Annotated in this window: 7 protein-coding genes and 3 pseudogenes; 3 read left to right on the forward strand and 7 right to left on the reverse strand. The window is 66.4% G+C overall.

Features of this window, described 5'->3' with window-relative positions:
* Nucleotides 1–297 precede the first annotated feature (297 nt).
* On the forward strand, nucleotides 298–1,089 hold the full coding sequence (locus ACWGKS_RS29140) for a hypothetical protein (RefSeq protein WP_452524886.1): 792 nt from the start codon (nucleotides 298–300) through the stop codon (nucleotides 1,087–1,089).
* A 41-nt stretch (nucleotides 1,090–1,130) separates the two neighbouring features.
* Here the strand turns inward: ACWGKS_RS29140 and ACWGKS_RS29145 are convergent.
* From ACWGKS_RS29145 to ACWGKS_RS29160, 4 genes and pseudogenes are all read right to left on the reverse strand, one after another.
* A pseudogene (locus ACWGKS_RS29145) lies at nucleotides 1,131–1,325 on the reverse strand (SAM-dependent methyltransferase); the annotation flags it as partial.
* 83 nt (nucleotides 1,326–1,408) lie between these two features.
* Entirely contained in the window at nucleotides 1,409–2,575 is a 1,167-nt protein-coding gene (locus ACWGKS_RS29150) for an RNA-guided endonuclease InsQ/TnpB family protein (protein ID WP_358515859.1), read from the reverse strand.
* A 149-nt stretch (nucleotides 2,576–2,724) separates the two neighbouring features.
* A pseudogene (locus tag ACWGKS_RS29155) lies at nucleotides 2,725–3,083 on the reverse strand (class I SAM-dependent methyltransferase); the annotation flags it as partial.
* Between the two features lie 133 nt (nucleotides 3,084–3,216).
* Nucleotides 3,217–3,528: a hypothetical protein gene (locus tag ACWGKS_RS29160; RefSeq protein ID WP_358515862.1), complete on the reverse strand. Its 312-nt coding sequence runs from the start codon at nucleotides 3,526–3,528 to the stop codon at nucleotides 3,217–3,219.
* Between the two features lie 137 nt (nucleotides 3,529–3,665).
* On the opposite strand from ACWGKS_RS29160, the gene ACWGKS_RS29165 reads away from it, so the two are divergent.
* Together ACWGKS_RS29165 and ACWGKS_RS29170 are read left to right on the forward strand one after the other, a co-directional pair.
* The gene (locus ACWGKS_RS29165; RefSeq protein WP_358515870.1) at nucleotides 3,666–6,617 is read left to right on the forward strand and encodes a Tn3 family transposase; all 2,952 of its coding nucleotides are present in this window, start codon (nucleotides 3,666–3,668) and stop codon (nucleotides 6,615–6,617) included.
* Nucleotides 6,618–7,076: 459 nt separating this feature from the next.
* The gene (locus tag ACWGKS_RS29170; RefSeq protein ID WP_017607667.1) at nucleotides 7,077–7,736 is read left to right on the forward strand and encodes a hypothetical protein; all 660 of its coding nucleotides are present in this window, start codon (nucleotides 7,077–7,079) and stop codon (nucleotides 7,734–7,736) included.
* Between the two features lie 214 nt (nucleotides 7,737–7,950).
* On the opposite strand, the gene ACWGKS_RS29175 is transcribed toward ACWGKS_RS29170, so the two are convergent.
* From ACWGKS_RS29175 to ACWGKS_RS29185, 3 genes and pseudogenes are all read right to left on the reverse strand, one after another.
* Nucleotides 7,951–8,478 carry a DJ-1/PfpI family protein gene (locus ACWGKS_RS29175; RefSeq protein WP_358515865.1) on the reverse strand — a complete coding sequence of 176 codons (528 nt, stop codon included), beginning with the start codon at nucleotides 8,476–8,478 and terminating at the stop codon, nucleotides 7,951–7,953.
* Between the two features lie 406 nt (nucleotides 8,479–8,884).
* The gene (locus ACWGKS_RS29180) at nucleotides 8,885–10,033 is read right to left on the reverse strand and encodes a glutathione-independent formaldehyde dehydrogenase (RefSeq protein ID WP_358515868.1); all 1,149 of its coding nucleotides are present in this window, start codon (nucleotides 10,031–10,033) and stop codon (nucleotides 8,885–8,887) included.
* Nucleotides 10,034–10,249: 216 nt separating this feature from the next.
* Nucleotides 10,250–10,678: pseudogene (locus ACWGKS_RS29185) on the reverse strand (ISAs1 family transposase); the annotation flags it as partial.
* Nucleotides 10,679–11,049: the final 371 nt, after the last annotated feature.

Below are 11,049 nucleotides of genomic sequence, written 5' to 3' on the forward strand. Positions count from 1 at the left end.
CGCCACACTGAGCGGGCCCGGAATGACTCCGCTGAACTGGCTGAAACCGCGTAAAATCCCAGTTCACAGGTGTCCACCGAACCGAAGCAACTTCACTCCACCCTCCAGTATCCCGCTCGACCCCGAGAAGGGGAAAGGCCGTGGGAGGGTGGGGCCGATCAACCCTGCTGATCGGCGCGAAAGCCCGCAGCGATGATCAGGCGGGGAAAGGAAGCAAGCGCCTCGACCCCCTACCACCCGAACCACTGCGAGGAGGCTCGGCGCGAGTTCCCCACGGGAATCCGCGCCGAGGTGCCGATGACGGAGAATCCCCCTACCGAGGGCCCATCTTTCACCAGTCCCGGTGAGCCCCCTCTTTCCGGGGGCCGGAACCGCTCGGGGCCGCCGTCGGGCAGACTCCGCAAAGGCCTGCTCGCGGGGGCCGTCCTCGCGCTGTTCCTGGGACTGGTGGCCTTGTCCATGGCACAGGTGCGTCCCTACGCCTTCCTGCCGTACTGCGAGGAGCTCCTGCCCACCGCACTGGTCGACACCATCCCCGGCGCCGACCGGCCGCGCGCGGAGGGGAACAACCTGTCGATCGAGGGGGACGAGCCCGTGTCGGCCGAGAAGGAAACACGCCACATCGGCCGGCTCGTCGGGTTCACCATGATCCTCGATTGCGCGGTGAAGGACACCGACAACCCGTCCCTGATGAACGTCGAAGCCATGCTCGGCGACACCGACGACGGTATGGCCGACATCGGGTCCAAGAGCGCGGACCTCCAGGACGGGGTAGCCGACCTGGAGGCCGGGCGTTGGCCCAGGGGCGGGGACGCCGACGTGGACGTGCTCGCCTGGCGTGAACTCTCGACCGCTGACGGCGGCTACGCGGCGGTGTATTCCACCGATGAGGATTCCCGCCGCGCCGAAGCCGCCTTCGTCTCGACCAACGTCTTCGTCTGGATCGGCTATCCGCTGGAGGAGGGCACCAGTGGAGAGGAAGGGCTGGAATTCGTCTCGGGTTTCGCCGACGCGGTCAACCGGCAACTCTCCGAGGAGGGGCGGCTGAGCGCGGATCCGGTACTCAGGGCACCACGTCCGTTTGGATGAGAGCGGCGCTCACGCTTGCACTCTTCCTTCCCGCCCCCGGCTCAGGTGGGGCGGGCGAAGGTGATGATCTCCTCGCTGGTGTCGGTGAGCGGGGTGCGGTCCCAATACCCGTACTGGGCGCTCACACTCAACCCCGCCTCGGCCAGGAAGGCGTTCAGGAGTTCGGCGTCCAGGAACCGTAGAGTGCTGCGACTGACCTGGGGTTCGGCCCATCCCTGGACGCTGTAGTCGGAGGTCAACTGCCCGTGGCTGAAGCCGTGGGCTTGCGGGTAGGCGCCCACCTGGCGGATGGGGCTCTCCTCCCGCGTCCGACACCCACTCATCTGGTGGGTGCTGGGGCGGTTGACTGGCGCCCCGCGTTCCACGCCACTTCGCCTCTGTGGGCGAGGTTGCGTGAAGCATTGACATCGGCGTGCAAGACCACACCGCACTGACGGCAGACGAACCGGTTCCGGGTGGGCCGGTTGCGTCTGGACGTGTGGTCGCATGCCGAGCAGGTCTGGGAGGTGTAGGCCGGATCCACGATCAGGACCGGCACCCCCGTCCTGCGAGCCTTGTAGGCGATGAAGTCCCGCAGTTGGGCGAAACTCCACGAATGCAGCATGGAACGTTGTCGTTTGGCCTGCCGGACCCGGCCACGGATGCCCCGAAGGTCTTCTAGGACGATGCCGTGATCGGTGCGTTCGGCCCGCTCCACGATGCGTTTGGAAATGGTGTGGTTCACATCCCGCGCTCGCCGTGTTTCCCGGCGGCGCAGGCGTTTCAACACGCGTTTGGCGCTCTTGGTCCCCTTGGCCTGGAGTTTGGCGCGAAGCCGGTTCTGCTTGCGCCGGTACCGGTTCAAGACCCTCCCGGCGAACCGGTCTCCGGTGGAGGTGGTGGCGATCTCCACGATCCCCAGATCCACCCCCACGAACCCCACCGGGTCCGGGTTCTCCACCCGTTCGGGCACCTCGCAGGTGGCCGACAGGAACCATTGCCCGTCCCGGCAGATCAGATCGCTCTCACCCTGGCGATACTCGGCCAGGAGTTTGAGCTGTTCGGGGGAGGTGACAAAGCCCAGGTTCTTCATCCGCCCGGCCACGGTCCAGATCGAGACGGTGCGGGCGTCCATCTGCCAGGACAGACACCGATCATCGAAGGGTTGGGCGGCATCGGGTCGAAAGGAGATCGGGGTGGACTCGACCCGCTGACGGCGAGGGGAGCCCTTCCGTCCCAGGTTTCCGGCTTTCAGGTTCGCCTGCCGGGTGGTGTAGGCATCACACACTTTGCCGATGACCCGCACCGTCGGCTGCGCCGACAAGGCGAACCTGGCTTTCAGCTCGTGGTAGGTCGCTTCTTGTAGGGCGTACTTGTTGCGGGCTCCGGTGGTCTGAGCGACCTGGGAGGCGTGGTCGGCGGCCTCGTTACAGGTGTGCAGGGTCGCCTGTAGTGCCTGCGCCTGTTCCAGCGAAGGCAGCAGCTTGACCCGCACCACCAGCTTCATGATCGAACACGCTAACCATCCTCGACCAGGATGTGGGGCCGAATCAGAGAACTTCTCCGTGTTTTTCCGAACTTCGATGGCCGAGTGGGGCACATGAGGGTGTTTCCTCCCGGCCCTGAAGGACCGGGCTTCCACACCTAAAACGGGGTGAACACCTGGAAGGCGTGACCGGACATGATCACCAGGTCGAACGTCCCCTCCCCCAGTGGCTCGGTCTCCCCTTCGTAGGGGCCCGCGACCAGGTCGCCCAGGGTCCACTCGATGTCATCCCGGTCCCGGCGCCCGACTTCGAGCATGGCCTCGGCCGGATCCAGCCCCACCAGGCGGCCGGTGTGCCCGCGCTCCCGGGCCACTCGTTGGATCTTGCCGGTCCCGCATCCCACGTCCAGTACGGAGCGGGCGTTCATCACGAGATCGAGGTAGAAGTCGTCCTGTGGGAGACCTGCCAATGGCTGAAGTGGTCGTAGAGCTCGGCCAGGGTCGCAATGGAGAAGTGTCGATCGACCATGGGGCCATTGTGGTGGCCCGATCCCCGGTGGCCAACGGGTTTTGTGCCCCGAAGCCACTGCCCTGGCGCGGCCATGCGAATGGGCGGCACCACCGTACGTGGTGGTGCCGCCGACTCACAGGGCCGGTGGGTCTCATGCGATTTGGTAGGTCACCCGCCTCGTGTCGATGAGGACGGCCCCGTCGGGCAGTGGCGGTGCCTGGTCGTTGGACCCGAGGACGCGCAGCCAGATGTCGCTCTTGTCGCCGTAGGGATTCAAACGGTCCAGCATCTCCCAGAACCCATAGGGCAGCGGTGCGCAGGAGCGGTTGCGCAGAGTCGGGGAGAACGGGGAGATTCGACCGGCCAGCGGCATGCCGTCCTCGTCGGGTTCGCCGCCCTTGATGACCTGGACGATCTCGGTGTAGGCCTCGCTTGAAGCGCAGTAAGTGGCGGATGACGCCATGGAGTCAACTCCTTGGCCCAGTTCTCCCGAAGGCCCGGCAACAGGACAAGTAACCCGTAAGTAACTTAAAGTCCAGTTCGAGATCACGGATCAGACGAACTCCCCGGTAACCCAGCACCTGTCCGCCATCGTGTGCGCTGTCGACTGACCGCACACGATCGCGGAGCACCTTCATGCGCCAGGACTGGACCCCTGAACAGCTCGTCGATGAGTGGACCCTGGAAGAGGGCGACCGCAAGCTGCTGAGCAACAAGAGCGGCGCTACCCGGCTCGGGTTCGCGCTCAAGCTCAAGTTCTTTCAGATCGAGGGCCGCTTCCCCTCCTACGCCGAGGAGATCCCGGCGGCGGCGGTACCCTTCGTCGCCGACCAGGTGGGCGTGGAGCCGACCCTGTTCGGCAAGTACCCCTGGAACACGCGAGTTCCAGGGCGGCACCGCCGCCAGATCCGTGACACCTACGGCACCCACGCGGCCACCGAGGACGAAGAGAACCAACTCGCCGACTGGTTGGCCGACCAGGTGTGCCCAGTGGAAGCCGGCCGTGATGAACTCGCCCAAGCCGTTCAGCGCCGGTGCCTCACCCTGAAGATCGAACCCCCGCGCCCCGGGCAGATCGAGCGGATCGTGGCCTCGGGGGTGCGCCGGTTCGAGGAGGCCTTCACCACCAGCGTGATGACCCGCCTGGGCCCGGGGATCTGCGATCGGCTGGAGTCCAAGGTGCTGGGTACCGAGGGCGTGCTGGGGGCTGTGAAGTCCGACCCGGGGCCGCTGGGGTTGGAGACCCTGCTGGAGGAGGTCGACAAGCTCAAGACCGTGCAGGCCCTGGGCCTACCGGACGAGCCGTTCGGGGGCGTGTCGGAGAAGATCGTGGCCGCCTGGCGCTCGCGTGCGGCGCGGATGTACCCCTCCGACTTCGCCGAATGCGCCCCGGCGGTGCGCTACACCCTGCTGGCCGCGTTGTGCTGGACCCGTCAGGCCGAGCTGATCGACTCCCTGGTAGAGCTGCTGATCCGGCTCATCCACCGGATCAACGCCCGCGCGGAGAAGCGGGTGGAGAAGGAGCTGATCGGGGAGTTGAGCGCGGTGCCGGGCAAGAAGGGCATCTTGCGCCGGATGGTGGACGCCTCCCTGGCCGAGCCGGGCGGGACGGTGGCCGAGGTGATCTTCGGCGCGGTTCCGGGTGGGGAGAAGACGCTGCGCAAGCTCGCGCGGGAGTTGATGGCCACGGAGAAGGCGATGGCTGAGCGGGTGCGCTACCAGCTGCGTGGCTCCTACTCCCACCACTATCGGCGTATGCTCTCCCCCTTGTTGGCCGCGTTGTCGTTTGCCTGCAACAACACCGCCTACCGGCCGGTGATGGAGGCCATCGAGCTACTGGGCCGCTACACCGACGTCGACCGCTCCGAGAAGTTCTACGGGACCGCCGAGCACGTGCCGAGCGAGGGCGTGGTGCCCAAGGCCTGGCACGAAGCGGTCACCGACCAGGCTTCGGGGCGGGTGGAGCGCATCCCCTATGAGCTGTGCGTGCTCATCGCGCTGCGCGAGGCCCTGCGCCGCCGCGAGATCTACGTTCAGGGCGCGGGGAAGTGGCGCGATCCTGACACCGATCTGCCCGGCGACTTCGCCGACAACCGGGACGTGCACTACGCCGCGTTGAACAAGCCCCTGGAGCCGAACGCGTTCGTGGACGGGGTACGCACCCGGATGCGAGCGGCCCTGGACCGGCTGAACACCGCGATGTCGGAGGGCACTACCGGCGGGGTGCGGATCGTGACCCGCAAAGGCCAGCCCTGGATCAGTGTCCCGAAGCTGGAACCACTGCCCGAGCCGCAGAACCTGGGAGCGCTCAAGGCTGAGGTGCTCAGGCGGTGGGGCACCATCGACCTGCTCGACATCCTCAAGGACACCGCCCTGCTCACCGGGTTCTGCTCCGAGTTCGCCTCGGTGGCCACCCGCGAGGCCATCCCGAAAGCGACGTTGCACCGCCGGTTGTTGCTGTGCCTGTTCGCGCTGGGTACCAACATGGGCATCAAGCAGATGATCGCCACCGGCGACCACGGCGAGGACGAGGGGGCGCTGCGCCGTACCCGCGCCAGCCACATCACCCGCGACAACCTGCGCCGCGCCATCGCGACCGTGGTGAATGAGACCTTCGCCGCCCGCGATGCCACCTGGTGGGGCACCGCGACCACGACCGCGTCGGACTCCAAACGGTTCGGGTCCTGGGAGTCGAACCTGATGACGGAGTTCCACGCCCGCTACGGCGGGCATGGGGTGATGATCTACTGGCACGTCGACAAGGGCCGGGCCTGCATCTACTCCCAGCTCAAGTCGTGCTCCTCCTCCGAGGTCGCGGCGATGATCGAAGGGGTCCTGCGCCACTGCACCGACGCCGACGTTCAGGCCAACTACACCGACACCCACGGCGCCAGCATTGTGGGGTTCGCCTTCACCGAGCTGCTCGGGTTCAAGCTACTGCCGCGGTTGAAGAACATCGGCGCGGTGCGCCTGTACAGCCCGGCCACCTGGCCGCGCCTGGAGCGGGTGGTCAAGAACCGGCCCATCGACTGGGCGCTGATCGAGCGCAACTACGACCAGATGGTCGCCTACGCCACCGCCCTGAGGTTGGGCACGGCCGACACCGAGCAGGTCTTGCGCCGCTTCACCAAGGGCGGCGGCCCCAAGAACCCCGTCTATCAGGCCATCGAAGAACTCGGCCGGGCGGTGCGCACCATCTTCGCCTGCGACTACCTGGCCGACGAGGCACTGCGCAGGGAGATCCACGGCGGCCTGGAGGTGGTGGAGAACTGGAACGGCGCCAACGACAAGTTCTTCTATGGCAAGGAGGGCGTGCTCACCGGAGGCGATCGCGAGCACGCCGAGATCTCCATGCTGTGCCTGCACCTGCTCCAGTCCGCGCTGGTCTACGTCAACACCCTGCTCCTGCAACGGGTGTTGGAAGGCCCGGCCTGGGCGGGGCGGCTCACTCCCGAGGACCGGCGGGCGCTCAACCCGCTGTTCTGGACCCACATTAACCCCTACGGCCGGTTCGACCTAGACATGGACAAACGCCTGGACCTGGCCGTGTGAGGATCTGGCATTGACACCGACAAGCAGGAAAATGGCACCACGTCTGGTTTTTACGTGTGCGGTTGGCGGTCTTCCCGGGCGCTCTGGTATGCCATTTTCCCAGCTCAAGCGGCAATACTCCTTTCATGAGCGAGGTCACCAGGACATCAAAGGGCTTTAACAGATGAGTTGATGCCAAGGAAGAGGATCATGGCCCTCATCCGTTCGATACCAAGCCTTAGGATCTTTGAGCAGGGGCAGCTGTGTTTGCTGTGGCCAAATGTGGCCCCGGGTGGTTGCTGTGCAGCATGACGGTAAAGGTGAGTATCGTCCGATCATTCCCCCTTGTGTAGAGGATGCTTTTTGATGCGCGTCACCTCCCGTGTCATCGCCACGACCGGAGCCGCCGCTCTGGCCTTCAGCCTCGCTCCCTCCGCCTCGGCCCTGGCCGCTGAGGTCCCGGAGCCGCAGGCCTCATAGGTGGCCGACGTGGAGACCGCCGGCGACACCACGACGCTCACCTATGAGGACGGCTCCACCTTCTCGAGCCAGCTCATGACGGGATACTTCTCCTGGGATGCTGAGTTTGACGGCGTCGTGTTCTCCCGCAACTACACCGCGACCGACTCTGGCACGCACACCATCACGGTCGACTCAATCACCAACTGCGACCCCGGCCTCGGGACCTTCTACATCCGCCTGGAGCAGGACGTCTGGTACGGGTGGGATGAGGTAGGCAGCGTCTACGGCTTGGACTGCGACGGCGAAGCCGCCACCTTCACCGGCGTCGAGTCCGGAACCTTCCGCTGGTACCTGGGCGTCAACGGCGGCTCCAGCGGGGACCTGTTCGGCTCTGACGAAGGCCACCGCGTCACTGTCCATGCCGGTAGCGTGGCGCGCCCCGCCACGGGTGTCAACAGATGTGACAGTTGCCGGTACTCACCGTTCCGTTCCTACTCGGACCCCACCATCACCCCGAGTCGCCCGTTCGGTGATCAGCTCGGTGGTTTCTCGGCGATTACGTCCACCGGTTCGATGGTGGGCTGGGCGAACAGGGTGCCGGTGTTGTCGGCGAGGGCTTGGGCGACCTGGCCCGAGAGGTGGGCTTGGCGGCCGGAGTCGTCGGGAAAGGCGTCGTAGATCCCGAACGACGAGGGCCCGAAGCGGATGGCGAACCACCGCACCGTGTTGGGCTCCTGCTCCACGATGCCGAGCCCCTGCTGCAGGAAGTCTTCGACCTCTTTCTCGTGGCCCGGTAGCGCCTCGATCCGGACGAGGAGCCCGACGGTCACCGATTCAGCCATGCTCTGGCCTCCTACTCAAACGGGTGCTGTTCAAAGCCGCGGCGGACAAGTCAGGCCGCCGTGCCGGGGTTGAGGACGACCTTGGTCCAGCCGTCTTCGCGGGCGTCGAAGTGCTTGTAGGCGTCCGGGGCTTTCTCCAGCGGCAGGTTGTGGGACACGATCCAGGAGGGGGTGACCTTGTCGGCGGCGATGAGGTTGCGCAGGTGGCGGTTGTAGCGCTTGATCGGGGCCTGCCCGGTGCCCATCTGCTGACCCTTGAACCAGAAGTTGCCGAAGTCGAAGCGGACCTTGCCCTGCTGGGACAGCTCGTCCGGCCCGCCCGGGTCCTGGGGGATGAACACCCCGACGGTGCCGATGCCGCCGGTGAACCGAACGGAGGAGACCAGCCGGTCGACGGTGAAGGTATCGCCCTTGTCGATGTCAGCGTTCATCGACTGGATCTCTCCGGTGTGGATCGACAGCAGCGTCACCTGCGCCCCGGCCTGCTCCACCGCCTCGCGGGGCTGGGTCAGTTCGACCTGCTCGACACCGTCAGTGGCCAAGATCGCGACCCGTCGGCCGCGCAGCTCTTCTGCCATGGGAATCGCGCCTCCTCATAGTGTGGGATAACCACAGAGTTGCCCGGTCAGGCCGGGTCGAAACCACCCGCCGAGGGCGGTTAGCGCGGATCGACGGGCCGTGCAGGCGTGGCCGCGTGCCCACGGTGTTCACCCCATCGAGCACGAGCCCAAGGCGGGTGGGGTCAAGGGCTGTGCGGCCGGACGAGGGGGACTCTGACCGCTGTCGGTGAGCCGGGCCGACGCTGCGTCTCGGGCGATCACCGCCACACGGTCGCGCCGCGAGTGCCGTAAGCCGATCCCCAGCTGAGACGGCTACCACCGTTAGAACCTAAGCTCCTTCGGGCCCGCGTGGTGTCGGCTCCGTGGTCGACGGGCCCTGACGGACCCACCGACCCACGGACCCACGGGCCGACAGCGGCGCCGCTCACGCCATGGCGGGCTTGAGTACCACCTTGGTCCAGCCGTCCTCGCGGTTGTCGAAGTGCTCGTAGGCCTCCGGCGCCCTCTGCAACGGCAAGTCGTGGGACACGATGAAGGACGGCTTCGCGCGGTCCCGGTGGATCATGTCCCGCAGCTGCCGGTTGTAGGCCTTCACCGGCGCCTGGCCGGTACCGATCTTCTGGCCCTGGAACCAGAACGTCCCCATGTCGAAGGTGAGCCGACCGTTGCGGGCCATCTCGTCCGACGCTCCGGGGTCGGAGGGCAGGAAGATGCCTACGACACCGATGCCGCCGGTGAACTTCACCGACTTGACCAGGTTGTTCATGGTCATCTCGGGGTGCTCGACACCGAGATGGTCGTGGGCCTGGTAGCCGACGCACTCGCAGCCGCAGTCCGCGCGGCGGCCGTCGGTGAGGTTGAGGATCTGCTCGACCGGGTCGCCCTTGGAGTCGTCGACGGGGATCGCCCCCATCCGCTCCACCAGGCGCAGCCGGTCGGGATGGCGGTCGACCACCATCACCTGGGACGCCCCCTGCAGCAGCGCCGAATATGCCGCCATCAGGCCGACCGGACCCGCGCCGTAGACCACGCAGGACTCACCCGGCTTGAGCCCGGCCAGGCGGGTAGCGTGCCAGCCGGTGGGGAAGATGTCGGCGACCATGACGTAGTCGTCCTCCTTCTCTGCCGCGTCCTCGGGCAGCCGCAGGCAGTTGAAGTCCCCGAACGGCACGCGCAGGTACTCGGCCTGCCCGCCCGAGAAGGGGCCCATCCCGGCGAAGCCGTAGGCGGCCCCGGCCATGTCGGAGTCGGGGTTCGCGGTCAGGCAGTAGGAGGGCATGCCGCTCTCACAGTTGCGGCAGAACCCGCAGCCGATGTTGAAGGGCAGGCACACGTGATCGCCGACCTTGACGCGCTCGACGCCGTCACCGATCTCGGTGACCACGCCCAGGTTCTCGTGTCCGAGGACCTTGCCGGGCTCCAGGTCGGTGCGTCCTTCGTACATGTGCAGGTCGGAACCGCAGATGTTGGTGGCGGTGATGCGCACGAGCACGTCGGTGGGACGCTCGATCCTGGCGTCCGGCACCTCTTTGACGGATACGTCGCGGGATCCGTTGTACACAAGAGCCTTCATGATCTTCTCCAAGAATGGGTGCGGGACGGAATCGGGCTGGCGGGGCTGCCTGCCCCTGCTTCGGACCCTGCTCTCCTAGCACCAGGACGAAACAGCATTACGCGCGTGGTTCGGACAAAACACGTCAAGGTTCAGTGACTGACCGCCACAAGAGCCCGGACACCGGGTCCACCACAGGGCTGTTGCAAAGTCGGATGAGGGCTGCACCCGTGCTGGTCAGGGGATCTGGAGAAGCTCGAGAGGGCGCGTGAAGGTCTCGTAGGACACCCACCGCGTGGCCTCGGGGATGCCGCTCATCCCCAACTCGCTCAGCAGCGGGATCGCCAGATTGCGCAGCATCGCCATGTTCTGCGGTCCGTGCCCGCACCGCACCCGCGAGGCGTCCTCACCAAAGCTCACGTCCCGCACATGGTGCAGCACCTCGATCCGCCAATGGCCCCGCACCAGGCCCGCCAACCGGGCAGCATCGGCCCGCTCAGCGGGCAAACTCGTCACGACATAGGCGTAGGTGCGCCGCACATCACCGGTGGCCAACTCTTTGACCCACCGGTGTACCCGCAGCACCTGCGCCACGTGCGGGAAAGTGATCCGGGGTGCGGTAACGACCTTGACCGTGCGCCTTTCGGCCCGTCCGTGCCCGCGCTCGGTCTCGGCCCGGTTCTCCCGAAGCTACGGCGAGGGGCAAAGTAACCCGTGAGTAGCTTCGGGAGCGGTCTGAGGTCGGGTCGCCCGGGGGAATCTCACCCCCGGGCGACCCGACCTGAGGTCACAGATGGGGGTCGGACTGGCAGGAGTCGTTGATCCAGTGATCTGAATTCTCCGCGACTCTCGCCGTGCTGATCACTGTGCGTAGCTGCCAGGGGTATCGCTGAGCGCTAGTGTGTTGGCGTAGCGGACTCGAGTCACCTGAACCGAGTCACTGAGCCTTTTTCATCTTGCTTCTCGGAGCTGAAGGACCAGCACAGCACGGGTGATCTCCCCGGCCCGCTGCGGGCAGCAGCGCAGGCGGCGCAGGA

Source organism: Nocardiopsis sp. NPDC055879, assembly GCF_053615935.1.